18 protein-coding genes and 4 pseudogenes are annotated in these 25,414 nt (G+C 54.9%); 11 read left to right on the top strand and 11 right to left on the bottom strand.

Going from position 1 to position 25,414, the window contains the following annotated elements; translation table 11 throughout:
- The first annotated feature begins 17 nt into the window (after positions 1 to 17).
- The 4 genes from BCA33_RS04415 to BCA33_RS04400 all read left to right on the top strand — a co-directional run bounded on the left by BCA33_RS04415 (position 18) and on the right by BCA33_RS04400 (position 3,981).
- Complete coding sequence (locus tag BCA33_RS04415; protein WP_071263729.1) at positions 18 to 1,769, top strand: hypothetical protein; 1,752 nt, start codon at positions 18 to 20, stop codon at positions 1,767 to 1,769.
- The gene (locus BCA33_RS04410; protein ID WP_071263727.1) at positions 1,766 to 2,533 is read left to right on the top strand and encodes a DUF3726 domain-containing protein; all 768 of its coding nucleotides are present in this window, start codon (positions 1,766 to 1,768) and stop codon (positions 2,531 to 2,533) included. Before BCA33_RS04415 ends, BCA33_RS04410 begins: the two co-directional genes overlap by 4 nt.
- Before the next feature lie 16 nt (positions 2,534 to 2,549).
- On the top strand, positions 2,550 to 2,927 hold the full coding sequence (locus tag BCA33_RS04405; RefSeq protein WP_071263725.1) for a RidA family protein: 378 nt from the start codon (positions 2,550 to 2,552) through the stop codon (positions 2,925 to 2,927).
- A gap of 145 nt (positions 2,928 to 3,072) precedes the next feature.
- A complete protein-coding gene (locus BCA33_RS04400) occupies positions 3,073 to 3,981 on the top strand; it encodes a chemotaxis protein (RefSeq protein WP_071263723.1) in 909 nt (302 codons plus the stop codon).
- 39 nt (positions 3,982 to 4,020) lie between these two features.
- Here BCA33_RS04400 and BCA33_RS04395 read toward each other — a convergent pair.
- From BCA33_RS04395 to mqo, 4 genes and pseudogenes are all read right to left on the bottom strand, one after another.
- Positions 4,021 to 5,690 (bottom strand): annotated as a pseudogene (locus BCA33_RS04395) (acetolactate synthase large subunit).
- A 30-nt stretch (positions 5,691 to 5,720) separates the two neighbouring features.
- Positions 5,721 to 7,745: a hypothetical protein gene (locus BCA33_RS04390; protein WP_071263767.1), complete on the bottom strand. Its 2,025-nt coding sequence runs from the start codon at positions 7,743 to 7,745 to the stop codon at positions 5,721 to 5,723.
- 54 nt (positions 7,746 to 7,799) lie between these two features.
- A pseudogene (locus tag BCA33_RS04385) lies at positions 7,800 to 9,031 on the bottom strand (acetyl-CoA carboxylase biotin carboxylase subunit family protein).
- 62 nt (positions 9,032 to 9,093) lie between these two features.
- Positions 9,094 to 10,575 carry a malate dehydrogenase (quinone) gene (gene mqo / locus BCA33_RS04380; protein WP_071263721.1) on the bottom strand — a complete coding sequence of 494 codons (1,482 nt, stop codon included), beginning with the start codon at positions 10,573 to 10,575 and terminating at the stop codon, positions 9,094 to 9,096.
- Between the two features lie 500 nt (positions 10,576 to 11,075).
- Here mqo and BCA33_RS04375 point away from each other — a divergent pair, with 500 nt between their 5' ends.
- The gene (locus BCA33_RS04375) at positions 11,076 to 12,059 is read left to right on the top strand and encodes a calcium/sodium antiporter (RefSeq protein WP_175469706.1); all 984 of its coding nucleotides are present in this window, start codon (positions 11,076 to 11,078) and stop codon (positions 12,057 to 12,059) included.
- Positions 12,060 to 12,077: 18 nt separating this feature from the next.
- Here the strand turns inward: BCA33_RS04375 and msrB are convergent, their stop codons facing one another.
- Both msrB and msrA read right to left on the bottom strand, forming a co-directional pair.
- On the bottom strand, positions 12,078 to 12,503 hold the full coding sequence (gene msrB, locus BCA33_RS04370; protein ID WP_071263719.1) for a peptide-methionine (R)-S-oxide reductase MsrB: 426 nt from the start codon (positions 12,501 to 12,503) through the stop codon (positions 12,078 to 12,080).
- Positions 12,504 to 12,556: 53 nt separating this feature from the next.
- Positions 12,557 to 13,201, bottom strand: coding sequence for a peptide-methionine (S)-S-oxide reductase MsrA (gene msrA / locus BCA33_RS04365; protein WP_071263717.1), 645 nt, complete (start codon positions 13,199 to 13,201; stop codon positions 12,557 to 12,559).
- A 255-nt stretch (positions 13,202 to 13,456) separates the two neighbouring features.
- Here msrA and BCA33_RS04360 point away from each other — a divergent pair, with 255 nt between their 5' ends.
- A complete protein-coding gene (locus BCA33_RS04360) occupies positions 13,457 to 14,365 on the top strand; it encodes a metallophosphoesterase (RefSeq protein WP_254774177.1) in 909 nt (302 codons plus the stop codon).
- A gap of 61 nt (positions 14,366 to 14,426) precedes the next feature.
- Here the strand turns inward: BCA33_RS04360 and BCA33_RS04355 are convergent, their stop codons facing one another.
- From BCA33_RS04355 to BCA33_RS04340, 4 genes and pseudogenes are all read right to left on the bottom strand, one after another.
- A complete protein-coding gene (locus BCA33_RS04355) occupies positions 14,427 to 14,909 on the bottom strand; it encodes a CDP-archaeol synthase (protein ID WP_071263715.1) in 483 nt (160 codons plus the stop codon).
- A 26-nt stretch (positions 14,910 to 14,935) separates the two neighbouring features.
- Positions 14,936 to 16,339 (bottom strand): lyase family protein, encoded by a 1,404-nt coding sequence (locus BCA33_RS04350; RefSeq protein WP_071263713.1) that lies wholly within the window; start codon positions 16,337 to 16,339, stop codon positions 14,936 to 14,938.
- 109 nt (positions 16,340 to 16,448) lie between these two features.
- Positions 16,449 to 17,950, bottom strand: a pseudogene (locus BCA33_RS04345) (aldehyde dehydrogenase family protein); the annotation flags it as partial.
- A 69-nt stretch (positions 17,951 to 18,019) separates the two neighbouring features.
- Positions 18,020 to 19,435, bottom strand: a complete 1,416-nt coding sequence (locus BCA33_RS04340) for a WS/DGAT domain-containing protein (protein ID WP_071263711.1) — start codon at positions 19,433 to 19,435, stop codon at positions 18,020 to 18,022.
- A gap of 314 nt (positions 19,436 to 19,749) precedes the next feature.
- Between BCA33_RS04340 and BCA33_RS04335 the strand changes: the two genes are divergently transcribed.
- Positions 19,750 to 20,673, top strand: a complete 924-nt coding sequence (locus BCA33_RS04335) for an alpha/beta hydrolase (RefSeq protein WP_071263709.1) — start codon at positions 19,750 to 19,752, stop codon at positions 20,671 to 20,673.
- 113 nt (positions 20,674 to 20,786) lie between these two features.
- On the top strand, positions 20,787 to 21,536 hold the full coding sequence (locus BCA33_RS04330) for a hypothetical protein (protein WP_071263707.1): 750 nt from the start codon (positions 20,787 to 20,789) through the stop codon (positions 21,534 to 21,536).
- A 15-nt stretch (positions 21,537 to 21,551) separates the two neighbouring features.
- Here BCA33_RS04330 and BCA33_RS04325 read toward each other — a convergent pair whose 3' ends face one another.
- Complete coding sequence (locus BCA33_RS04325; protein ID WP_071263705.1) at positions 21,552 to 21,830, bottom strand: polyhydroxyalkanoic acid system family protein; 279 nt, start codon at positions 21,828 to 21,830, stop codon at positions 21,552 to 21,554.
- A gap of 126 nt (positions 21,831 to 21,956) precedes the next feature.
- Here BCA33_RS04325 and ubiE point away from each other — a divergent pair, with 126 nt between their 5' ends.
- From ubiE to ubiB, 3 genes and pseudogenes are all read left to right on the top strand, one after another.
- Entirely contained in the window at positions 21,957 to 22,739 is a 783-nt protein-coding gene (gene ubiE, locus BCA33_RS04320) for a bifunctional demethylmenaquinone methyltransferase/2-methoxy-6-polyprenyl-1,4-benzoquinol methylase UbiE (protein ID WP_071263703.1), read from the top strand.
- Positions 22,739 to 23,379 (top strand): annotated as a pseudogene (locus BCA33_RS04315) (SCP2 domain-containing protein). Before ubiE ends, BCA33_RS04315 begins: the two are co-directional and overlap by 1 nt.
- Entirely contained in the window at positions 23,376 to 25,019 is a 1,644-nt protein-coding gene (gene ubiB / locus BCA33_RS04310) for a ubiquinone biosynthesis regulatory protein kinase UbiB (RefSeq protein ID WP_071263701.1), read from the top strand. Before BCA33_RS04315 ends, ubiB begins: the two are co-directional and overlap by 4 nt.
- Positions 25,020 to 25,414 lie beyond the last annotated feature (395 nt).

The raw sequence follows: 25,414 nt of genomic DNA, 5'->3' as shown, positions 1-25,414 counted from the left end.
AAGGCGAGGGTGACACAATGATTTTTGCAACCGCCGCGTCCGCACCAAAAAAGCTACGCCCTGCCAGCGAAGTAATGAAGCTGGAACGATTGGGTAGCATGTTTGCCAGCAGGCTTAGCTTTGTTAGATCGCTGATGCGAAAGATGATCACAGAACACTGGCAGATTGTTAATACGGTATTTGATCTGGATTCCAAGGGCCACGGCCTTGCGATCTACCGTATCACCACTCCGGCGAACTGCTATCACTGTGTCATTTTTTCCCGAGACTTAGCGCCTGAGAAGCGCTCCGATCGGGTGATTGCGGAAGCCTGGGATGTCACGTTTGCCTTGGTTGAAGGTGAGGCCGAAAACTCCTTGCTGGAGCAAATGGCGGCGAACGTACCCTTGCAGGAGGCAGGCCGGCAGCACCCAAGGGTTCTGGTGCTCTCGCGCGCCAACAAAAGCTTGCGCAACTTCAGCCAGTTTGTGGCAGCGCTGGCCGCTGGCCACCAGCCCGACCCGGCCTTACTCACAGCGGTGGGCTATCTTTACAGAACCACCGCCGTCTATGGCAATGGCAAGTTCGGCATCGCTGACTTTGCCCGGCTTGAGCGCAATGCAGATTTCAATCGCCCGTTTGCAGCCCAGATGCTTCTGGTTTACATACTGAGGCAGTTTTCGGTCGAGCAGCTTAACCATCTGGCAAGCGTGCAAGCCCCCGAGACGTCCGTACCTTTACACCCGGAACTGCAACGCTACCTGGGTATTGGTAACTCGACGGGCCTTGGCATGGCCCCCTTCCTGATTAACCACCCGCAACTGATTCAGCAGTGGGTTTACGGCCGAGAGCGCGCGTTGGCTCGCGCCCGTGAAAAGCCTGCCACCGCGCACACCCATGCAAGGCTACACGTGCTGATGTCCCGAGCGCTCAAACACTTGCAGCAGACTCAAACAGAAGACCGGGAGCAAACCCTGCGCAATCAGAAAACCGTTTGCTCTGTCGCAGAAGTTATAGATTGGTTAGATCGCACTCCGGCCCACCACGCTCTTTACGAAGAACTTATAAGCTGGGCCAGAGGGCACTGCTCCCTGGAAGCCCAAGAGCTCATCAACACCATGCTGATAGAGCTATACCCCGAGCTGGTAGACCGCTTGGATGATCAACTTGGCTGCCGGGAGTCCATGGATCTGAAGCCGGATATGAAAGCCTGGCAGCTGAGGGACCTGATTAACGAGAAGTTTGATTGGGCGCTGAGTTACCGCGAAGACTGTCCAGACGATAACTACTGGTTCTGGTATCGCTCTGTCGAAAAAGAAGAGCCCCGGCTAGGAGTACGCGGCACCGAATCCGGCGCTGAAAAAGAATCTGCGCTGGCGATTGGCCCACGGATCAGTCGCTGCTACGGCAAGCTCGAGCGTTTTCTGGCGCACAACCCAAACGCCATAGTGGTGGACTTCCTCTTGGCCCACCCAGAGCAGAAAGAGTGTGTGCGTCGCATTCAAACCATAGGAGACACACCTTATGGTGAGATCCGAGCAAATCTCTGGCACCGAGACATGAAGCCGATGCACCTGCTAAGAACCAAGCTGTCATTTTTTGGCGCCAGCCGGTTTGACCCAAAATCTGACCGCTGGGTGCGCATTACGCTGTTTCAGGGCGCGCCTTTGCCGTGGGAGTTGAGCAATCCCAACCTCTCGCTGCAACAACTGGACGACTGGGGCTTTCCTCTGGAGCCTTGCCTTGGCGGCGAAGAAAATGCGCAGACCATTCGGGGTGACACACCATGAAAGTTTCGTTCAATGAACTGCAAGGGCTATCCCGAAAAGCATTCAGTGGTATTGGCTTTGACGATGGCGATGCCAACGACGCGGCAGACGTCGTCGCCTGGATGGAGGCACATGGTCTGGACGGCATTGCAGCGCTCCAAAAAGGCTTGAACTTTTTGCTCAACGAGGACAAATCGCAGCCACCTGAGCTCATCTACCAGGACGCGGACCTATGCGTTGTCGATGCCCACAACAAAACAGTATTGGGCCATGCCAGTCTGGCTATTGAACTTGGCTACGCGAAATGCCGGGCCCGGGGGCTTTCAGTCACCAAGATTCGCCACTGCCACAATCGCATGCTTATCGTGGGCTACCTGTCGCGTATTGCCCGCCGTGACATGAGCATTACTGCATTCTGGCGCAACTCTCACGAACCACTCACAGAAATTCTGGTGAGCTTTAAAGCCGGTGATTCAGAACCGGAAATTTGTATGTACAGCTTGCCATCCACACCAGACGATACAGAGCCCAACGACGGCATAACACTGGTGATGGTAAACCATGTAAACCTGCTGCCAGACTTGAAGCCTGATGCGCCATTGAACGATCTTTTGCAGCAGGATCGGCACGCGATGGCGAGCTGGCACGAGCGTTCACTGGTTGAGGGTATCGAAGTCGACACGGCGCTTTGGGAACAGCTGAAAGTATTGGCCACAAAAATGCTGGTGGAAGCCTCCGACGACTCTCGTCAGGGCGCGGGTGCCGGCACCAACGACAACGACTAAGACGAAGGACACCCAGATGAACCCATATCCTGTGAATACAGATTTACCTGCTTCCAAGTCTCCCCTTGCCTGGGCCACAGTGGGTAATGGCATACTGTTTACGGCACAGATCCCCATTGATGCCGAAGGCAAGGTTGTAGCTGGAGGCATAGAGCCTCAGATCATCCAGACCCTTGCTAACCTGAAGCACACTCTGGAAAGCGCCGGGAGTCGCGTGTCGGACCTCACCCAGGTTGTTATCTACGTGACGGATAGGGAGCACCTTGCTGCCGTTAACCGTGTGTACGCAGATTTCGTGTCTGAGCCCTTCCCCAACCGGGCAGCCATTATTGTGTCGGGATTTGCCCGGGAAGAAATGCTTGTGGAAATACTCGCCTACGCGGTTGTGCCCTGAGCCAAGAAGCACCACCGACCCCAGCGTTTCGACTTTTCTAGTGATAACAGCACATAAGCTTGCTATCTTTAACCCGTATCGCATTTATTTTGCCCCCTGAAACTACAAGGCTTCAGAGGGGCGCTGTCTGCAAGGGTTAGATGCCATGTCCAGTAAAGCTAAACAATCCCAAAAACTTCTTCTGTTCCGCTTGTCGGGCATTCGGTTGTTCGGAATTGGCACCCTGAAAATCCGCGAAATATTACCCTTCAGACCTCTTGCCAAGCTCCCCCACAGCCACCAGGCCGTTGCCGGGACAATCAGTTTTCGCGGCTCTGCCGTACCGGTCATTGATATGGCTGCGGCGGTTGGCTACCCCGCTTTAACACCGGAAGAGCTCAAAACATCCTCAATTTTGATCACCGATGTGCAGCGCCAGGAAATCGGGTTTGTAGTGCGGGGTGTACAGAAGATCATCGAAACCAACTGGAAGGAAGTAAAGGCGCCACCAAAAGCCCTGGGGGACAAGGCCTTTATCACCGGATTGCTGAACGTGGAAGGCGATACCATTCAGCTAATGGATATCGAGCTATTGCTTGCGAACGTTTACCCCGGTTCGCTAGACACTCAGGATGTGGCGCTCACCGATGTGCAGAGCGAAGCCCTCAAGGCTCTGAACATACTGTTGGTAGACGACTCCCGGGTTGCCCGAAAGCAGCTGTGTGATGTGCTGGATGCAAAGGGTATCTCCTACCAGGTCACCACCAACGGTGACGAGGCGCTGCAGGTTCTGCTAAAAGACAACGAGCTCGGGCAGCCGGTCGATATTCTGGTGAGTGATATTGAGATGCCCGGGCTGGATGGCTACGAGCTGGCATTCGATGTGCGGGACAACGGCGTGCTGAAGCAGCCTTACATCATTCTGCACACCTCATTGAACAGCGAGATGAGCCTGAGCTACGCCAATCAGGTGGGCGCCAATGAGGCGCTTACCAAGTTTGATGCTGAAGAGCTTTTGCAGGCGATGCTAAGGGCCGGAGCGGAAAAGGCCCGGCAGGCTGTCGCTGCCGAATAGCCTTTCCAGGCCTGAGGATGACAGACCGGGGCACACCGCTTACAAGTTGCAGGTTAATTCCGCCAGCTGCTCGTCGAAAACCCTGTGGTTTTCACTGTAGTCCACCGGCACTTCCACCACATGCACGCCTCCGGTGGCGAGTGCGTTTTCCAGTGTTGGCTGCAGGTCTTCTGTGCGTGTGATGCGGTGCCCGGCCGCACCATAGGACTGGGCGTAGGTGACGAAATCCGGGTTGCTATAATCCAGGCCAAAATCGGCGTATCCGTCCTGCCGCTGTTTCCATTTGATCATGCCGTAGGCGTTGTCATTGATGATCAGAACCACAAGGTTGAGCCCTAACCGCACCGCCGTTTCAAGCTCCTGGCTGTTCATCATAAAGCCACCATCGCCGCAAATAGCCATTACCTTGCGTTCCGGATACAGCATAGCGGCCATCATGCCGCTGGGCAGACCAGCACCCATGGAAGCCAGTGCGTTATCCAGTAACACAGTGTTGTTGTTATAAGCGCAGTAATTGCGGGCAAACCAGAGCTTATACATTCCGTTGTCCAGCGCGATGATGCCATCCTCCGGCATTACCTTGCGAACATCGTGAACAATACGCTGGGGAATAACCGGGAAACCGTTATCTTCAGCCCGCTCCTGAAGGTGTGCACTCAAGGCCTGCTTGATCTCCATCAGGCCCGTGAAGTCGTGGTTGGAGCACTGGCCGCAGTTTTCAGCCATATATTTGACACTGTTTGCAATGTCGCCCACTACTTCATGCTGAGGGAAATACACGGGGTCTACATCCGCAGCGTTGAAATTAACGTGGATGACTTTTTTGCCTCCCGGGGTCATGAAAAACGGTGGTTTCTCGACAACATCGTGGCCGACGTTAATCACCAAATCCGCACGATCTATGGCACAGTGAACAAAATCTCCGGCAGAAAGCGCTGCGTTGCCCAGGTATCGAGGATGGCGCTCATCCACAACCCCTTTGCCCATCTGGGTTGTAAAGAACGGAACATTGGTTTCATTGACGAAATTAAGCAGTGCTTGAGACACTCGCTTTCGGTTTGCACCGGCGCCAATCATGATCAACGGATGCTGGGCCTTGCGCAGCATGTCGCAAGCCATGTCCAGACTCTTCTGGCTAGCCGATGGCCGACGAGCATCGCTGGGCTTGAAAATGTGAGCATCAGGTTCCGGGATTTCCGCTGCAATGTCTTCGGGCAATTCCAGATGCACCGCTCCCGGGCGCTCTTCCAGCGCCAGCCGGAAAGCTTCCCGCACCTTGGCGGGAATGGTATTGGCGTTACTGATTTGCCGGGTGTACTTGGTTAGCGGCCGCATGAGATCCACCACATCCAGAATCTGAAACATACCCTGTTTCGACGATTTGATCGGCTTCTGGCCGGAAATCATCATCATGGGCATAGCGCCGAGCTGGGCATAGGCGCCCGCAGTAAGCAGATTCGTCGCTCCGGGCCCCAGCGTGGATAGCAGACTCCAACCCGACCCGTCAGGCGCCCGTATGTGGCGGCCATAAATCCCGCACCCTGCTCGTGACGATTGAGTACCAGCTTGATGCTCGACGTGCGCAAGGCTTCCAGGAACGCCAGGTTTTCCTCTCCCGGCACTGCAAAAATGTATTCAACACCTTCGTTTTCCAGAGCCCGGATAAACAGTTCGGCTCCGTTACAGGTCAAGCGATGTTCGTTCACCATGGTCATCCTCTTGCTCAGCCTGCGCCTGGATCAACTGGTGCTCGGCGGCTCGGCCTGGAGCTCTTTCGCAGGTAGGCGGTTTTGGCCCCAGCTTCGGTATACACGATCCATTACCCGCTGCAGCTCTTCTTCTCCTACATCCGCCGGCTCGCCACGCTCAAGCGGGTCGTAATGAAAGATATACAAACGGGAAGTGAACTGCTCAAACGGCAAAGAGGCCTCACCAAAACGTTCCCCATGGCCTTCAGTGCCCACATTCACATCGTCACCCCAACTCTGACCGCTGTCGTTGTTTGGGTTGTAAAAATACACTCGCATCTCGCCTTCTGGGTCCAGGGCGACCCTGAGAACGGTGATCGCGTGCCAGCCAATAAAGCGTGCAGCTCGGTCGGTTACGGCAACACCTGCGGGCTGAGGGTGTATAAGAGGCTGATTGCCATTGTAATACGGATGATAACTGGCATAGAAATGCCGGATAAAGCCTTCCAGGTCATCCAGGTTACCGGTAGCCACATCTACGTTAATGGCAAATCCTCGCCCCGCAGACCATCCGTGAAATTCCGGGTTCACCCACCTGTGCGGGTCGCCTTCGCGCCCGATGCACATGCGGCCCATCTCGGCGTATATCCGATCGAGATGCGGTACCACAACCAGCGAGACCGGATCGAGATCCAGAGTCACTTCCGAAGCAACGCCGCTAAGACTTTGCGCCGAAGAGACCGGCTGCCCCTCAAAATGCATCACGATTTCGTTGTCCCTGGCCGCCCACGCAACCATCTGCAACAGGTAGTCGGGATCGTTGTAGGCCCACATGGACAAAGCCCGGGCCGACTGACAGGTTGGATTGTTCCCCTGGCCGACACCCAAAGGCTGCCCCAACATGTTCAGCACACCCTGAGTTAGCCAGGCACCCGCCTGCGGTTGGTAGCCGTAGGCAAGCTGCAGGCGTTCACGGGCTTGCGGGCAAAGATTGAGCTTGGCCTGGCGCCAAAGTGCGGGTGCCACCGGTGGCTGGTAAAGAATACCCCGCTCTAGCAAAAGCCCAAGGCCGTATAAGCCCTGCGCTGTCTCAGGAAAAATACCTTCGGTGATAAGCGCGTGCACCAGCTCCCGATAGCACATCAGGCAATCGCGACCCGTACTCGAAAGCCCCAAGGCTTCGCTGAGCAGGTTATCCTGGCCCTCCAGAATATAACGCACAAAGCACGCATGGTAGGGCGACACCAAACCAGTATCGTGCATGGATCGCGCAAATCCGGTAGCTTCATTCTGCAATGTCTGGGAATCCATAGATTCCAGGCGCTGCAGATAAACCACCGTACCCGGATCTTCACTACTTCCTCGCGTTGGGCCATAAAGACTGGATATCAGTCTATCCGCCCCGTGCCCTGCACCACCGAGATCAACGCCGGGATCAGCCCTGCAAATTGCGATCTGGGTGATCATCTTGCGCGCATCACCCACTTGAATCGGCCGCTGCTGCAAAATCCGCCAAATCTCTTCAATCAGGCTGTCTATAACGTGCTCATAGCCAATCTGTTGGGCTACATGTTGCACAACAGATTGGCTGACCAGTGCTAACTTGCCCTGCTCCCGCTCAGCTTCGCCGGTCATACCAAACAGCAGGCCGAGATTGATTGCGAGAACTTGAGTCAGGTAGTGATGAGCTTGCTCTGCAGACATAGAGGGGTGCAGATAAGCACCACGAACAACCGCCAGTAGCCGAAGTTCGCTAAGCGCTTCGATAACCACCGTGTCTGCATTTGGGCTTTGCAGCGAGTGGGTAGTTAGCGATGGGAGCAATGTAGCAGGCTCTGCCCAATCTGTGCCTTCGAACACACCAGCTTTTTCCAGGCGTTCGGCCTGCGCTTCTACTACCGCACAACCTTGCGGTTGCTGGAGTATTCTGCGCACAAGGTCAAACACCCCCGGAAGCTTGCCAAGCTTGGCAAAAGACCGGCTTTCCTCCAGAACCTGAATAGAGCTGTCCAGTCTTTGCGCCAACTTATCCAGATTCACAGCCGGAACTGCATTGCCCGATTGGTTATCGTTCAAACGATGTTCCTCAGGGTCTGCATCAAACCCCATAGTTGTTAATGCATCGCTCGATTATACATAGAAATCGAGGTCTTCTTGATGTTTCAAGAGGTCGCGCATCACATAAGGGTCTTCACCGTAGAAGTAAATCAAGCCCCAGTGGGTGCCGAATGCCGTGCGCTTGGTAACGGTTTCCTCAACCGGCGGCGTTAGCTCATGGGATTCAAAATATTCGTGATTCTCGGTTTCCTCGGGAATCTCCAACTTGCTGACAACCCGGCGTCTTGGGTATACACCAAAGCAACCTGCATAACCCTTGGCATCCACCACTTCTTTCGGGAAGAAGTCCTTGATCTCTTCAGGCGTCGTTTTAGGGTCGAACGAAAGAATCAGGCTTGATAAGCGTTGAAACCATAAGCTTTCTCAAGCAGCTCAAACACTTTGAACCCAGGCGGACGATACGCCACTTCGCCAAAGTACATGGTGCTGTCGCTGGTTACGAAGTATTCGGGGTGAAGAAAGCCGAACTCAATATCAAAGGTCTTGATCAGCTTTTCGATCTCGCCCCGGATCTGATCGCGATACTTCTCAAGATCCGGCGTCGCCGGTACGAAAACGGAATAGCCCAGCGTGACGTATTCGGAAATATTCAAAAAGGCAATCTTGCCGTTATGAACCCAAGCCTCGACGGCAAATTCCCAACCGTCCAGGTGAGACTCCATCAGCACGGGGAATTCTTCCTCGGGAATGGTGTCCACTTCATCGGGAGTACGGATCACCCGGTGCCCAAGACAACCGGCTTTATCGAATGCCTTCAAGTGAATCGGGTCATTGGGGTCGCCGTCAAGCTTGAGCAGGGTCTGGTTAACGCGCTTGAGAAAGCGAACAACGTCGCCCTTGTCGTGGGCTTCTTCAAAGATCCCCACACGAATGCCGCCCAGCTGTGCCCGACGCTTCATCAGTGCCTTATCACGCAGCAGCATGGCTTGGCCAAACAGCCGTGGCTTATCCATAAGTACCGAGTTGATCGCGCCTGCCCACTCAACTGTTTCTTCGAACAGAGGGATGGACACATCCACCCCCATGTCTTTCAGGGTTTGGGCAATCTCGACAGAGCGGTCGTTGAGGCGCTCAAAATTCCATGGCACGTAGGGAATATCGTGCTCTTTGCAATAAGGCTCGGCCCAGTCTGGCGCAACCACAACATAGCGGCGGTCGAATTTATCAGCGGCCTCTACAGCGTTCAGGCTCCAGCCAAGAAGAGCAACAAATCCTTTCTCCGGATTATATTTATGCTCGCTCATAGGCTTCTCCTTCAATAAAAGTGTGCCTTTTACCCTACGCCGATAAGTGAAAATCGCAAATGTCAGCCCAATTTAAGAGTAGAGAGCGTTCTTTCCCGCACCTTTGTCAGTAGAGCCTCATCGTCCACTAACGACTGGCCATAGGAAGGCACCATTACTTTCATGCGCTCCTGCCACTGGGCTGTCTGGATCTTCTTGGGGAAGCAGCGCTCGATTACGCTGATCATTGCATTGGCTGCGGTAGAAGCACCCGGCGACGCCCCAAGCAGGGCTGCCAACGTGCCGTCCTTTGCAGCCACAATCTCGGTACCAAACTCCAGTTTTCCGCCACCGCCTTCAGCCTGCTTGATAATCTGCACCCGCTGGCCGGCATTGCGCAGTTCCCAGTTGCCTTCTTCCGCTTCTGGGAAGAAGTTGCGCAGAGCTTCCACACGGTCACTGTGCGACTGGAATACTTCACCAATCAAATAGCGGGTGAGATCCATGTTGCTCTTGCTCACCGACAACATGGGCTTGAGGTTGCTCGTGCGTACCGAACCAAACAGATCAAAGATAGAGCCCTGCTTGAGGAAGCGGGTGGTAAAGCCGGCAAACGGGCCAAACAACAACGCCGGCTCGCCATTAATAATGCGAGTATCCAAATGAGGTACAGACATGGGTGGCGCGCCAATGGGCGCCTTACCGTACACCTTGGCGTGGTGCTTTTGCACGACGTCGGGCTTGCGACACACCAGCCACTGACCACTCACAGGAAACCCGCCATAGCCACGGGCTTCATCAATTCCGGATTTCTGCAGCATCGGCAACGCCCCGCCGCCGGCACCCAGAAACACAAACTCGCTTTCCAGCTTGGTTTGCTCGCCCGTGTGCTGATTTTTAACCCGAACTTTCCAGCGGCCATTGTCGCGCTGGTCTATGTAATGCACCGGACTGCTCAGCATCAATTCAAAATTAGGCTGGCTTTGCAGATACTCGATCATGTTCCGGGTCAAAGAACCGAAATCCACATCTGAGCCGTGGCGAATACGCGTTGCGGCAACACGTTGCATGGGGTCTCGGCCCTGAACAATCAGCGGCATCCAATCTTCTAGCTCCCGCGGCGACTCTGTATACTCCATTCCGCGGAACAGATGATGAGCGCTCATGCGTTCATGACGGCGCTTGAGAAAAGCCACGTCCTTTTCGCCCCAGACAAAGCTCTGGTGTGGTGTGCGGTTAATAAACTTTGATGGTTCGGGCAACATACCCTGCTCTACCAGGTACGACCAGAACTGAAGCGACACCTCATATTGCGCATTGATCTGGAGGGCACGCTCAATTTCAACGTCGCCGCCTTCCGTTTGCGGCGTGTAATTCAGCTCGCAGTATCCTGCGTGTCCGGTACCTGCGTTGTTCCATCCGTCTGTACTTTCATGTGCAACGTGATCAAGACGCTCCAACATGACAATTTTCATGGACGGATCCAACTGCGTGAGCATCATGCCGAGAGTGGCGCTCATGACACCACCACCGACCAGCACTACGTCTGCCTGTTTAACGGCCATTGGTTTTTCACCCTAGCTAGTTTTGAGCCTTTCGCCCCTCCACGATCAGCAAAGAGGTCTGGCGGATGCTGGCAAATCGCGAGGTATAAATGGCGCTGCCGTGTGCGTCCGTTTTGAATGTGCGCGCAATTATCAGGTTTTTTACAGCAATAATAAATTGCGATTCTGAATCATTGCGGATCTGTGCGCGGTTTGCGCCTTAGTCTAGCGGTTGTATCGTTAGCATACGAACAGTGAAATGCGCCAGGTCATAGGTAATAGTCCGGACACGCGACGCAATATGCGTATGGCAAATTCTCCCTTCTTTGGCCAGCAATATCACCGCAACTTTAGTCTTAAGTCTCTGGTTACCCCTGATCATAGCTCTTCATCCGAAAGGGGCTGACCTCCACCGGGCATATGCGGTATCTTGCTCACCATTCTAGCTAGCGCGCGCACCTCTGGCTACTCGAGGTTTTCATGGGCGCTCTATGTAGACACAACCTGATTGAGGTTCATTTATGGGAATGGCAATTGGCGCAATCCTCGCCGGCCTTATATTGCTTGTCTGGAGCGCCGACAAATTTGTGGAAGGCGCGGCTGCAGTGGCCAAACACTTGGGCATGCCGGCGCTGCTGATTGGTATGGTGATTATTGGATTTGGCACCTCAGCGCCGGAGTTAGCTGTTTCAGCCATGGCCGCTGCCGATGGCAACCCAGGGCTTGCCCTGGGTAACGGCTACGGCTCGAACATCACCAATATTGCTCTGATTGTCGGCCTTACTGCCGTAATTGCGCCCATCGCCGTTCATTCGCAGGTTCTTCGAAAGGAACTCCCACTGCTAGTGGTGCTCACCCTGATCGCCGGCGCGCAACTACTGGATGGCGAGCTCTCGCGGCTTGATGGCTGGGTACTGCTGGGCGTATTTGCGGCGGTTATGGGCTGGTCGATTTTTCAGGGCCTGCGTGGCAAGGATGACGCGCTGACCGGTGAAGCCGAAGCGCAGATTGCCGGCGACCTAATGGCGATGAAGGCCGCCATTATGTGGCTGGTTATCGGCTTGATTCTACTTGTGGTCAGCTCCCGCCTGCTGGTCTGGGGAGCCGTTACCATTGCCCAGAGTCTTGGCGTGAGTGATTTGGTGATCGGCTTAACAATCGTAGCAATTGGTACGTCGTTGCCCGAACTGGCCTCGGCCTTAGCCGCTGTCCGTAAAAATGAGCACGACCTCATTCTGGGCAACATTCTCGGTTCCGGCATTTTTAATACGCTTGCCGTTGTCGGCCTTGCTGCGGTAATCGAGCCTATGGCGGTCGCCCCCGAGGTTCTATACCGGGACTGGACGCTGATGCTGGCTCTAACGGTGGGCCTACTGCTTATGGGCTTTGGAATGACGGGCTGGCGTAAGGTGATCAGCCGATTTGACGGCTCCATTCTATTGCTGATTTACGTTGCGTATACCGGCTACCTGCTATCAACAGTTGTGGCCGCCAGCACAAGCTGACAGCCACAACTGTATAACTTAGCTATTTTCCTGGAACGCCATAGCAACGGAGTTCAGACAATAGCGCTGGCCTGTGGGAGGAGGCCCGTCGGGGAATACGTGGCCGAGATGGCTGTCACAGCGAACACAGCGCACTTCTGTGCGCGCCATCCCCATGCTTGCATCCTCAATATAACGAATGTGTTCCTTGTCGAACGGCTGAAAAAAACTTGGCCAGCCAGTGCCGGAATCAAATTTTGAGTTCGAGCTAAACAGCGGCAAATCGCAAAGCCTGCAGTGGTATGCACCCGCAAGTTTGTTGTCTAGCAACGTGCCACAGAACGGATGCTCCGTTCCGTGATCCAGCAACACCTGGCGTTCTTCAGGTGTCAGGCTGGCAGCTTTCTCTTCTCTTTGCGCCTCCGTAAGAGGCGTCAGGTCATAACCTGCAGCAGAACTGCTCATTGTTCATCTCCTCAGGCCGAGTTGTCCCCGGAATCAGAATGGGAATTGGCATTTCAATCAGACTTGGTATCGGTGTATTCCGGTTTAAGCCGGTCACTAAAACCATCAATCAGTTTTTCCATTTTCGGAGCTGCCACCGCCATTATGTATGGCTGGCGTGGATTGCGGGCAGCAAAATTCTGGTGATGCACTTCGGCCGGGTAAAACGCGTTTAACGGCTCCTGGGCGGTTACGATAGGGTCCGAGTAAACTCCCGCCTCATTCAATTGACGAATGTAGGATCCCACAACCTGTTTTTGTTCCGGAGTTTCGTAAAACACGGCAGAGCGGTATTGCGTGCCCCTGTCGTTTCCTTGGCGGTTCAGCTGAGTCGGATCGTGAGCCACCGAGAAAAACACCCTGAGCAACTCCCCAAAGCTGACCCGGGCGGGGTCATAGTGCACATCCACGGCCTCCGCATGGCCAGTGGTGCCTGAACACACGGCTTCGTAGTTGGCAGTCTCCGGCAAACCGCCAGCATAGCCAGACTCCACTCGGGTTACCCCATCCATTGCCTGAATCACCGCCTCCACACACCAGAAGCAACCACCAGCAAGAACGACCCTTTGTTCACCTTCTGCGGCTGGCAGATCCTGTTCCGGCTCCGGGAAGCGGCTACGAGCTACGTTCAGGCCGGGGATACTGCAAGATGATGTCATAAAGACCTCTACTACGAATTTGAATGTGTACAGACTACAGATTGTGGCTGCTAATCGGCCACTTTTCCAATTGGCGCTATTATGTCTGTCAGAGTTTGCCCTGACTGATTGTTAGAAAACTGAAATGAAAAAAGTTCCCCGCAAATACATGAACATTGTGCTAACCGGGTTGCATCCCTTCTGTTGGCTACCATAATAGGAACAAAGGTGTGGCAAAGCGATGCACAGACCCGGCCCGAAACCAGAGGACAACCGATGACCTCACTGGCCAGAAAACCGGAACACCAGGACGAGCTTCTGGAGTACCGCCTGAGCCTGAGGTTGGGGCCAGTTCATGCTCGCCAGCGTCTGGGCATTGAGCGTGAAGCAGAAGCCAGAGTGTTCGGCCGGGATCGCTTCTCATTTCATCTGGAAAACCTGACGTCTGCGCCCGGCTTTATTCGCTTCTGTCTGAAAATCTCAGGGCTCCTCGGTCGTGGGCAGGCCAACAGCCTGCGTTTGAATACAGCCCATAATCGCTTTCTTCTGCCAGGCCTGCCAGCGAGTTTCGAGGGTTTTCGCATCCTCCACCTGACAGACCTCCATGTGGATATGGATGAAGCCAACCTGCAGGCAGTTATACGACAGATTTCTCCGTTGGATTACGACCTGTGCGTGCTCACTGGCGATTACCGCAAGCAGACCTGGGGGCCAATCGAAGCCGCCCTGGAAGGTATGGCGCGCCTGCGCGATGCGATCCGGGGCCCAGCCTACGCGGTGCTTGGCAACCACGACAGTGTGCGCATGGTGCCAGCTCTGGAAGACATGGGCTACGCCCTATTGATGAATGAGATGGTTCCGATAGAGCGCAGTGGTGAACACCTGTATCTCGCAGGGGTTGATGACCCGCACTTCTACAAGGTTCACAACCTGCATCGTGCTGGCGATGACATCCCCCCGGGAGGTGTCAGCCTTCTACTCAGCCACTCACCTGAAATATGGCGGGAAGCTCCCACGCTGGCTACGATATGTTTCTGTGCGGGCATACCCATGGCGGCCAGATCTGCCTGCCCGGGGGTATCCCCCTCACACTGGATGCCGACTGCCCGCGCCATCTCGGCCGCGGCTACTGGCGAGCAAACGGCATGCATGGATACACATCGCCAGGGTCAGGCACTTCTGTGATTAACGTGCGGCTTAACTGCCCGCCGGAAGTGACTATTCACACCCTGACACGCGGGCCGTCTCAGTGAGGCTGGCGCCGGACCCCCAGGCGATAAAGCAAGGGCGATATCCACATATTGGATAACGTGAAGAACACAACAATGAACAACCCGGCCCAAGCGCCAATCAGCCCCCACCCCATAGCCAGCAACACAGGAAAAGCCGCCTCGGGCACCTGATCCAGCCACGGCATGCGCTCGCTGGGCGCAAGCCCCGTTCGGCGTTTGATAAAACTGCTGAGCAGATCACCGGCCAGTGCCAGCACGCCGAAAAGCAATCCGAACATAAACCCCTGCCCAGAAGCCAGGGCGAACAACGCACAACTCAGCGCACCAGCAACGATCCCTCGCCAAGTTTTGCTTTTGCCCAGCAACGGCCGACCATCAAACCAGTTCAGCCCGGCATCCACCGGTGCTGACCAGCGTCGCCGCAGAAACATTGCAGCAACCACTGGCGCGCCATTAGCCAGAACCAACATCACAAATAACTTCAGGGATATCAGCAAACGCCGGTACTCCTGATTCGTTTATTTCAAGCGACTCCGCCCCGGGTCAATTTAAGCGGGTCCATCAATTCTTCCAAACGCTCCCGGCCAAGGCCACTCATTTCTTCCGCCACATCAATTACAGGCCGGCCGGTTTTGTAGGCTTCTTTGGCGATCTCCGAAGCCAGGCTGTAACCGATTTCAGGATTAAGTGCTGTCACCAAAACCGGATTGCGCCGAACACCGGCATCCAGCGTGTCGGTGTTTACTGAAAAACCCCGGATGGCTTTGTCTGCCAGCATACTGGTTGCGTTTCCGAGCAAACCGATCATATCCAGCAGGTTGGCGCCAATGAGGGGGAGCATTACATTAAGCTGAAAATTACCCGACTGCCCTGCAACGGCATTAGCGCTATCGAGCCCCATTATCTGAGCCCCCACCATGGCCACAGACTCGGGAATAACCGGGTTAACCTTGCCCGGCATAATGCTGCTGCCTGGCTGCAGGGCCGGCAGAGTGATCTCCGCAAGCCCGTGAATTGGCCCGCTGTTCATCCAACGCAAATCATTGGCAATCTTGGTGAGCACTATACCCAATCCACGTAATTGCGCTGAGAGCGCAACCGGACCATCCACCGCGCTCAGCCCTACGAACTTGTGCTCCATAGAGCGGAACGAGTAACTGGTATTTGCTTTCAAAAACTTCACAAACTGGCGGGAAAACTCCGGCAAGGCATTTACGCCTGTGCCTACGGCAGTGCCACCTTGAGGCACTGCAAGCAGCTCGTTTGCTGCGGCATCAAGGCGCTTTTCAGCTGCATGTATCTGCTCCCGCCACGTACGTAACTCCTGGCCAAGCGTAATCGGCATCGCATCCATAAGATGGGTGCGGCCGGTTTTTACCTGCTCAGAGAACAAGGCTTCACGCTCGTAAATAACACCGCGCAAATGCGTCAGTGCAGGAATAAGCCGCTCCTGCACTCCAATAACCGAACTCAAGTGAATGGCCGTAGGGATCACATCGTTGGAACTCTGGCTCATGTTCACGTGGTCGTTAGGATGCATCTCTACGCCGTTGCTGGCTGCAATGGCCGCAATCACCTCGTTCACATTCATATTGGTGCTGGTGCCAGAGCCGGTCTGGTAACGATCAACCGGAAACTGATCGGCATATTCCCCACGGATAAGCGCCTGACAGGCCTCCGCAATAGCCTCGCAACGGCCGTTATCCAAGAGCCCCAGGCTGGCATTGGCTTCTGCCGCTGTCTGTTTAACAAGAGCTACCGCCGAGATAAAGGCCGAGGGCATTGGCTGGCCACTAACCGGAAAGTTATCAATGGCGCGCTGGGTCTGGGCACCCCAAAGTGCGTCAACGGGCACATGGACGTCGCCCAGGCTGTCGGTTTCTATTCTGGTCTGGGTGTTGATTTCACTGACTCCATTTTTGTTCATAGCTGCTCCTGTCTATTCCTGCCTCAGGATGGCTTAACGACGCACCTAAAGGATATGGCCGCGGCCTCATCGAGACCGCTGCCGCCGTCAGGTCAGAAAAAACCCAACGGTTGATGTCGTAGCTGGTCAGCATGCACTTGGTTTGTTGATAATGCTCAAGCGCCATCTTGTGGGTTTCACGGCCAACACCCGATTTTTTGTAACCGCCAAAGGCCGCGTGTGCCGGATACGCGTGATAGCAGTTCATCCAAACCCGGCCAGCCTGAATACTACGCCCCATACGATAAGCACGGTTGGTATCTCGAGTCCAGACACCGGCACCCAGCCCAAACTCCGTATCGTTGGCGATGGCCAAGGCTTCTTCTTCGGTTTTAAACGTGGTTACGCCCACAACCGGGCCAAAGATTTCCTCCTGGAACACCCGCATATTGTTATCACCCTTAAACAAGGTGGGCTGAACGTAAAAGCCGTTATTGAATTCGGCGTCCATTTCTTCCCTGCCTCCGCCAGTAAGAACGACCGCCCCTTCCTGTTTGCCAATCTCAAGATAGGACATAATCTTGTCGAACTGTTCCTTGCTGGCTTGGGCACCTACCTGTACATCGGTATCCAACGGATTGCCGCGCTTGATGGCTTTGGTGCGCTCAACCACCTTCTGCATAAACTCTTCAAACATATCTTCCTGCACCAGCGCACGGGATGGGCAAGTGCACACTTCGCCCTGGTTGAAGAACGCCAGAACAAGGCCTTCCACACACTTGTCCACGAACTCCGGCTCAGCCTTCATAACATCGGAGAAATAGATATTGGGAGATTTGCCACCCAGCTCAACCGTTGACGGGATGATGTTCTCCGCTGCGCACTTGAGTATGTGCGAACCAACCGGTGTCGAGCCTGTGAAAGCGATCTTGGCAATGCGCTTACTGGTTGCCAGGGCTTCGCCAGCTTCAATGCCATAGCCATTCACAATATTGATAACACCCGGCGGCAACAGATCACCAATAATTTCCATAAGCACCAGAATACTGGCGGGGGTCTGCTCCGCCGGCTTGAACACCGTGCAGTTGCCGGCGGCCAGGCAGGGCCCAAGTTTCCACGCAGCCATCAGGATCGGAAAGTTCCACGGGATAATCTGACCAACCACACCAAGAGGCTCATGAAAATGATAAGCACGGTATGTTGATCAATCTCACTCATGTGCCCTTCCTGGGCCCGGATACAGCCCGCAAAGTAACGGAAGTGGTCTACGGCCAGAGGGATATCGGCATTCAGGGTTTCACGAACCGCCTTGCCGTTATCCCAGGTTTCTGCAACCGCAAGCTTCTCCAGGTTGGCTTCTATACGGTCGGCAATTTTAAGCAGAATGTTGGAGCGCTCTGCTGGTGAGGTTTTACCCCAGGCGGGCGCGGCCTTGTGTGCAGCATCGAGCGCCAAATCAACATCTTCGGCAGAGGAGCGCGGGATGTCGCAAATCACCTCACCGGTAATCGGCGTAATGTTTTCGAAATACTGGCCTTTAACCGGAGCAACCCACTCACCACCTATATAGTTCTCGTAACGGGATTTGAAAGAAACAACAGAACCGTGTTTTCCAGGTTGTGCGTATATCATGGTCGTCACCTCTTGTTGTGTTTGTAAATGACAACGCGAAGCTTCGCGTCTATCCATTCACTGTAGACCTCAAACAACAATAGGTGAACCACCAGGGAGTTCAGTCAGTTCGTGCAGGCAATCTTTCAGAAACTCTGCGGGGTCGGCTAGCACAGCCTCGTCTGCCACTACACCAAACTGAACCTGCCCGGCGTAGCTAACAATACTGACACCAAGCCCTATATCACCGGCCTGAGGCACCCAAAACATCTGCTCGGTAATACGACAGCCGGCAATATAGCGGGCCTCTGGGGTGCCGGGCACGTTCGACACCACAGCGCTGGCTTTGCGATAAAACACATCCGAAAGCGGCTGGCGCAGGGGTTCGGGAATCAGAGAGGCACAGGCCGACAAGCCCCAGGCTATTCCGGGCTGCCAGCTTTTTTTCAACCGCCGGGTTTCCTGCTTGATGCGGTAAAGCCGCTCCAGTGCACTCTCGCCATCTACAGGCAAGGGCACAAACACCGTGCCGAAGTAGTTACCGAGCGAGCCCGCTTTCGGCTTCAGGTCTTCCGGAAGGCGGTCGCGAATATCAACAGGAACCGCTGCATGCATTATTGCGTTTTCCAGGCTTGCCCCAGAAACACCGAGGCGAGGCCGAACCGCCGCCGCCACGCAGCTGAGCAAGACATCGTTGATGGTTACGTTGGTCGCCTTGGCAATTGAGCGAAACCGATCCAGCGGAACGGGTGCAGACCACCGGCAATGGCGCTCGCCAAGTAGCGGGCGCTTGAGGTCGGATGGCGTGTCCTCTGGCTCTGCCAAAAAATCACTGAATTCATTGACCAGCTTCAAACCGTTGCTCGCCAGTTGCTCGAACAGCGCACTGGCCTGCTCCAAGTGGCTTTCAGGCGCGGCGTTCTGTTCTTTGGCGGCCGTTGCGGTAGCGGTTGCCCCACCAAGCATTTGCTCAAACCGATCTTTGGCTGCCGACACCCAAGGCGACCAATCCTCGGTGTGTCGCGCGCCGTATACCGCCGGGTGCTGCTGTGGCGAGACCGAGCACAGGCGATCAAAAATGCCCGTGAGGGATACGCCGTCGGCATAACAGTGATGTACACGAAGCAACAACACCGAGCCGCCCTCGGCGTTCGGTGCCAACCAAAACTTCCAAAGAGGGCGATATAAAGGCAAGGGTTGGTTCAGACGGGCAGAAACCCATTCTTGCAGAGAAGATTCTGTAAAACGGTCAAGCACTACATCCAGATGATGCTTAAGATCAAAAACCGGATCTGGCTCCCACCGCCAAACGGGCGCCCGCTTGACCGGCATATACTGAAAACGCTCCCAAGCCATCCAGTACACGCCCAAAAATTCCCGTAACCGAGGCGCTGTAAGGCCATCTGCCCGCATCATGACGGTAATGGTCATGGGGTTTCGAGGGCTCTCCAGAGCCAGCCAGGCTGAATCCGCAGGAAGCATAAGGTGCGTTTTCTCGTGACTCAAACCCGAACGTCCCCGGAAGTGTGGAGTTAAAAAACACAGCGCCAGCCATTGTGCCAGACATACCACACCAGCCGCACAAGGTTACAAAAAATTACACATGGTTATACCTTCACTCTATACTGGTTATAAGCCTTGCTGTAATAGTTATGTCACGATCCATACGGTTATCGATTGGCCACAGCAAGGCAATAGCGGCGTTACCTGTGCCAATAAAGATCGGGCCGAATGGGAGTACAACAGAGGTACCAGCGCAACCAAGGTCGAACGACCAACGTCCAAAAACAGGCTGTAGCCGCGCTGGGAGGAGACGCATTATGAAAGCAAGCCATATTCGCAAGCTGATCAAGCCAATCGATATCGCCTACTCGGAGATGTTCTCGGGGCGGGTTTATCGTGTGGGTGAAGGCGCGGTTTCTGTTCGCAACCACAGTGGCGAAGCAGAACAAACCGTTATCGGCGTGCATGGCTTTCTGGAAAACCACTGCTACTTCACCCAGACTTACGACGCACCAACCACCGAGCTGATTCTGCTTACTTGCAGCAACTACCATATACCGGTTAACGGCGTAACACCGGAAACCTCGGATTGGGAAGTGCCAATAAAGCACCTGGAAGGCACCATTGAGTATGATGCCAGCATTCTGAACCAGGCTCTGGCGAATTTGCCCAGCACACGCAACATTCGGGTTCATGGCCACTCACGGGGCGGCGCTGTCATTCTCGAGGCCACTAAACAGCGGCCGGAACTCTACGAAGGCGTAGAAGTGGTTCTTGAAGCCTCGGCTCTGCCGCAAGGAAAAGTTCACCCGCTGGTAACAGCACTTTTAGAGCCAGTGAGCCACGGCATGTGGCCTTGGGTGATCCGCCTGGTTAACAGCGCGCCCTCATCCGCCTACGGGCAAACGTTTTTCGGCAAGATGAACCCGCGTAAAAAACAACTGTTAAGCAAGCTGTTTTGCGCCACCCGCGACCACCTGACCATTGTTCGCAACATAGAGAACTTGCTCGAATGGATGGCGCGCACCGATACCTCTGTTTATCAAAATGTGCGCCACGGCACCTTTCTGATCCCTGAGCTGGATCGCATTCTGGACAGACAGGCTATGCTTGCCAGCGCGCAACAAAGCCCAACTACCGTGCGTATTATTGAAACCCAGGCACGCAGCCACTTCGTGACCCTCGATAGCAAAGAATGGCTGCCCGGCTTTGAATCCCTGCCTGCTGCCGCTCACGGCTAAAACCGAACAACCCAGCCTCTAAAACGACACCCGGCAACTGGCCGGGTTTACTGCATGCGAGCCATCCCTCCGGTAAACTAACCGCCTCTACGCAGAACACCGGAGTTGGCACCATGTATCGGGAGCGCCTTGTTAGCACAAACGTGCGCTCAGAAAGCGCTCGCCGCCTGCAACAACTTTTATTGGATTATCACGATTTCCGGCACCGTAAAGCAGAGCACCAGCTACTCGAAAGCACACTCGTGATTGCCGATTGGCAGGCCGAGCGCCTTAAGTCGACGCATCAGGATTTGTATCAGCACCCGGGTTACCACTCTGGCCTGGAATTCCTGCTCACCGATCTTTACGCGCCCGCCAGCATGACCCGGCGCGACGACAACATAGACCGCGTATTCCCGAAAATGGTCAAGTGGCTGCCAGATCAACAGCTGGAGGTGCTTGCGGGGCTGGTAGAACTGAACCTGCTTACCCAGCAACTAGACCTTGAGCTGGCTGAGTTGCTGGATGAACGTGGCACTCCCGCCAAATCGATAACCGCTGAACACTACTGCGAGGTATACCGCGCCAGCCAGATGATAGAACAACGCAAAAAGCAGGTAATACTGGTAGCGGAGGTGGGGCACCAACTTGACCGATATGTGCGCAACCGCACATTGGGCTGGCTGCTCGCAATGAGCCGCACACCAGCGGAGATGGCCGACCTCGCCGACCTGCACAACTTCCTTCACCGGGGGTATTCCGCGTTTCGGAAAATGGACAAAGTAGACTTATTGATCGATCGATTAGTTGTTCGAGAACAGCAGGTTATAGACAACATCCTAAGCGGCCACCCAGAGCCATTTATGCTCCCGGGTGACCTTTAAGAAACACCTGAAGGATCAGGCTTTCAGAATTTGATCAAGCTGGCGATAAATCTCTTGTTCTATCTTTGATTTGAAGGGCCGCAGCAGCATACCCAGCTCCAAATGCACGTGCAGGTCGTCACCGGTAATGTTCAGATGGCCTTTAGCGCCAGAGCGCTTAAACTTCAGGTGATCACCCTCCCACTGGTAATCGAGATCGAACTGACTGGACAAGTCCCGGGCCAGCGCCTCGGCGGCTTCGCGGGCATGGTCTTTATCAAGAGTATGGGCGCGATGTACATCAATTGCAGACATGTATCAGTTTTCTCTTCAAAAGTTATGAGTTTTACAGTGTAAGGCGGTATTAAACGTCTCGCCACCCTTGTAGCAACCCTCTCAACCGTTAGAATACCAAGTTCAGATTCTGACAGGACATGCCCCATGAGCGAGCAACAAACGCCGGCCAACCCCGACAATGGCCAGGACGACGTCACCCATTTCGGTTTCCGGGATGTGGCCAAAAGCCAGAAAGCCAGCCAGGTAGCCGAAGTTTTTCACAGCGTTGCGGGCAAATACGACCTCATGAACGACCTGATGTCCATGGGCATCCATCGTTTGTGGAAGCGCTTTACCATTGAGCTTTCCGGCGTGCGCCCGGGGCACAAAGTGCTAGACATTGCCGGCGGCACCGGCGACCTGACCATGAAGTTCTCGGATTTGGTGGGGCGGGATGGCCAAGTGGTTCTCGCAGACATCAACGCATCCATGCTTCAGGTAGGCCGCAGCCGGCTGACCGATCGCGGCTATGCCGGCAACATTGAATACGTGCAAGCCGATGCCGAGCACCTGCCGTTCCCGGACAACCACTTCAACGCCGTATCCATAGCCTTTGGCTTGCGAAACGTAACCGACAAAGACCAGGCGCTACGGGATATGGCCCGCGTACTGAAGCCAGGCGGCAAACTGATGGTGCTGGAGTTTTCCAAGCCCACCAACCCGCTGCTCAGCAAAGCGTATGACACCTACTCGTTTACCGCCCTGCCGTTAATGGGCCAACTTATTGCCGGCGACAGCGAAAGCTACAAATACCTGGCGGAATCCATCCGCATGCATCCAGACCAGGATACGCTTAAAGGCATGATGGAGGACGCAGGCCTGGTGAACTGCAAGTACTACAACATGACCGGTGGCGTGGTTGCCTTGCACGTAGGAATAAAGCCCTAATGTTTCCCGGCCCGACCTTACTTGCGGCAGTAACAGCCATTATCGAGCGGGCCCTGAACCACGCGCTTGAGCTGGACCCAGCTGGCCAACAGGCGCTGTTGGGTGCGCTTGAGGGGCCGGTACAGTTCCACATTACCGACCCAATGCCCCTTACGTGCTCCCTACACAGAGCCGGCAACCGAGTGCAGGTACGCAGCCAGCCCGCAGACGAACCAGCATTGGAAATCATCGGTAAGCCCCTAGCCTTCGCTGCACTGGCTACAGGCGACAGCAGCGTGTTCACAGATAACCGCCTGGCGGTAGTTGGCGATACCGCCCTGGCACACCAGTTTCAACGAGCCTTAGGCCAGCTTAACCCAGACTGGGAAGCCGCCATGGCCAGGCACATAGGCGATGTACCTGCACACTTTATCGGCAAGCGCATTCGCAGCGCCGTAAGCTGGAGCAAGCAGCGTTCAGTACCCTGAACGCCAACATTGAAGAATATGTGCACGAAGAAAGCCGAGCCCTGCCCGGCCGCCGCGAACTGGAAGCCACCTTTGAGGATATCGACTCTCTCAGCTTGCGCACAGAGCGCCTGGAAGCCCGGATAAACCAGATTGAAAACCGTGGCACCCACAACAAACCGGAGACTCCGTGACCCGCCTGCAACGCCTGTTTCGCATTTCCTGGGTATTCTGCCGCTACCGGCTGGATATATTTTTGCCCATGGCGGAGCTTCCCGCACCGCTGAAAGTGTTTTTCTTGCTGGCGCCCTGGCACCTGTTCCCCCAACCAAAGCTCGACCGTGGCGACCGCCTGCGTCTGGCCCTGGAAGAACTGGGGCCAGTGTTTGTGAAATTCGGCCAAATCCTCTCTACCCGCCGGGATCTGTTGCCAGACGACATGGCAGAATCGCTCAAAACCCTGCAAGACCGGGTGCCCCCCTTCCCCAGCGACGTTGCCCGCAAAATTATTGAAACCTCCCTTGGGGCGCCGGTATCCGAACTGTTTAAAGAATTCGGGCCAGACCCTATGGCCTCAGCCTCTGTGGCACAGGTTCATGCCGCTACGCTGCTAAATGGCCAGGATGTGGTGGTAAAGGTACTGCGCCCCGGTATAGACAAGGTTATTCGCCAAGATCTCGCCCTGATGTATTTAATGGCCAACCTGCTTGAAAAGTATTGGACAGAGGGCAAACGGCTACACCCGGTAGAAGTCGTTGCCGATTACGACTCCACCATTCACGACGAGCTGGACTTGCAGCGGGAAGCTGCCAATGCGAGCCAGCTGCGCCGTAATTTTGAGAACTCCTCGCTGATCTATATTCCCTTTATCAACTGGGACTACACCCGCAAAACCGTGATGGTGATGGAGCGCATATACGGCATCCCCATTGCCGATGTTCCCGCACTGGAGGCGGCTGGCGTAAACCTGAAGGTTCTTGCAGAAAAGGGTGTTGAAATCTTCTTTACCCAGGTATTCCGGGACAGTTTCTTCCACGCCGACATGCACCCGGGCAACATCTTTGTAGACGTTTCCAACCCGGCAGACCCGAAATACATCGCCATCGATTTCGGCATTGTCGGCACCCTTGCGCCAGATGATCAAAGCTACCTTGCCCGCAACTTGCTTGCCTTCTTCCGCCGGGATTACCGGCAAGTGGCCCAGCTGCACATTCAATCCGGCTGGGTACCACCCGATACCCGGGTGAATGAGTTTGAGGCGGCCATTCGCACCGTATGCGAGCCGATTTTTGAAAAGCCCCTGAAAGACATATCCTTCGGCCACTTCCTGCTACGTCTGTTCCAGACCGCACGCCGGTTTAACATGGAAGTGCAGCCGCAACTGGTATTGCTGCAAAAAACCCTGCTGAACGTAGAAGGCCTGGGCCGCCAACTTTACCCAGAGCTAGACCTGTGGAGCACCGCGCAGCCTTTCCTGGAAAAATGGATGCGCAAGCGAATTGGCCCCTCTGGCCTGATCAAATCCCTACAAACCCACCTGCCCGCATGGCTGGAACAGTCCCCGGAGATGCCGCAACTGGTCCACGACGCCCTGCTACAAATACGCAGCGCCGGCCCCACCGAGAAACAAAACCAGGACACACTGGCACTCCTTCAGGAACAACAGCGCAGAACCGACCGGCGCTGGCGCCGAGGGATTACCGCCGTGGCACTGATTGCCGCAGCCATTATAGGCACCCAACCAGAAGCCCGTGAATGGGCAGAGAATGCTCCGTTGTGGACTTGGGCATTGCTTGCGGGTGCGGGAGCGCTGGTTATGCGTGGTAGCCGCTGAAGTACAGGTTAATGCTGCAGTAACTCCCGAAAATACTTGTGCGACCCCCGGCACCAGGCCGGGGTTCGTATCCCGTCACAACCTTGGTTCCCAGCCTGAGGCTGTTTTATACAGTGCTATTGAAAGTATGAATCGCAGAGGCCAAACGACTGCATGGCAGCAATACATGAGGTGGGCTAAGCTGTTGTTTTATGGATTTTTGGCTGGCGCGCTGGGGCTCGAAAAGACCGGAATAACGAAGCGGTCAAATTTTCGCAATCTCCTAGGCTTGAGTTCAATTTCTGTTAGTCACTAAGGAGGAGTTGTGGCAATAGAGTCACCTTTATTTCAAAGTGCAATGGAGCTGCTCGGACACTCATTGTCACATTACAACGGCAAGAAAGAGCTGGACCGGA

Source organism: Marinobacter sp. AC-23 (assembly GCF_001858325.1).
Classification (GTDB): Bacteria; Pseudomonadota; Gammaproteobacteria; order Pseudomonadales; family Oleiphilaceae; genus Marinobacter.
The sequence above is the reverse complement of the archived record's forward strand: the minus strand, read 5'-3'. Positions and strand labels throughout refer to the sequence as shown.

Coding starts and splice junctions, on each gene's coding strand:
- BCA33_RS04415 (WP_071263729.1), top strand. CDS start 18: ATGATTTTTGCAACCGCCGCGTCCGCACCAAAAAAGCTACGCCCTGCC.
- BCA33_RS04410 (WP_071263727.1), top strand. CDS start 1,766: ATGAAAGTTTCGTTCAATGAACTGCAAGGGCTATCCCGAAAAGCATTC.
- BCA33_RS04405 (WP_071263725.1), top strand. CDS start 2,550: ATGAACCCATATCCTGTGAATACAGATTTACCTGCTTCCAAGTCTCCC.
- BCA33_RS04400 (WP_071263723.1), top strand. CDS start 3,073: ATGTCCAGTAAAGCTAAACAATCCCAAAAACTTCTTCTGTTCCGCTTG.
- mqo (WP_071263721.1), bottom strand. CDS start 10,575: ATGGCCGTTAAACAGGCAGACGTAGTGCTGGTCGGTGGTGGTGTCATG.
- BCA33_RS04375 (WP_175469706.1), top strand. CDS start 11,076: ATGGGAATGGCAATTGGCGCAATCCTCGCCGGCCTTATATTGCTTGTC.
- msrB (WP_071263719.1), bottom strand. CDS start 12,503: ATGAGCAGTTCTGCTGCAGGTTATGACCTGACGCCTCTTACGGAGGCG.
- msrA (WP_071263717.1), bottom strand. CDS start 13,201: ATGACATCATCTTGCAGTATCCCCGGCCTGAACGTAGCTCGTAGCCGC.
- BCA33_RS04360 (WP_254774177.1), top strand. CDS start 13,457: ATGACCTCACTGGCCAGAAAACCGGAACACCAGGACGAGCTTCTGGAG.
- BCA33_RS04350 (WP_071263713.1), bottom strand. CDS start 16,339: ATGAACAAAAATGGAGTCAGTGAAATCAACACCCAGACCAGAATAGAA.
- BCA33_RS04335 (WP_071263709.1), top strand. CDS start 19,750: ATGAAAGCAAGCCATATTCGCAAGCTGATCAAGCCAATCGATATCGCC.
- BCA33_RS04330 (WP_071263707.1), top strand. CDS start 20,787: ATGTATCGGGAGCGCCTTGTTAGCACAAACGTGCGCTCAGAAAGCGCT.
- BCA33_RS04325 (WP_071263705.1), bottom strand. CDS start 21,830: ATGTCTGCAATTGATGTACATCGCGCCCATACTCTTGATAAAGACCAT.
- ubiE (WP_071263703.1), top strand. CDS start 21,957: ATGAGCGAGCAACAAACGCCGGCCAACCCCGACAATGGCCAGGACGAC.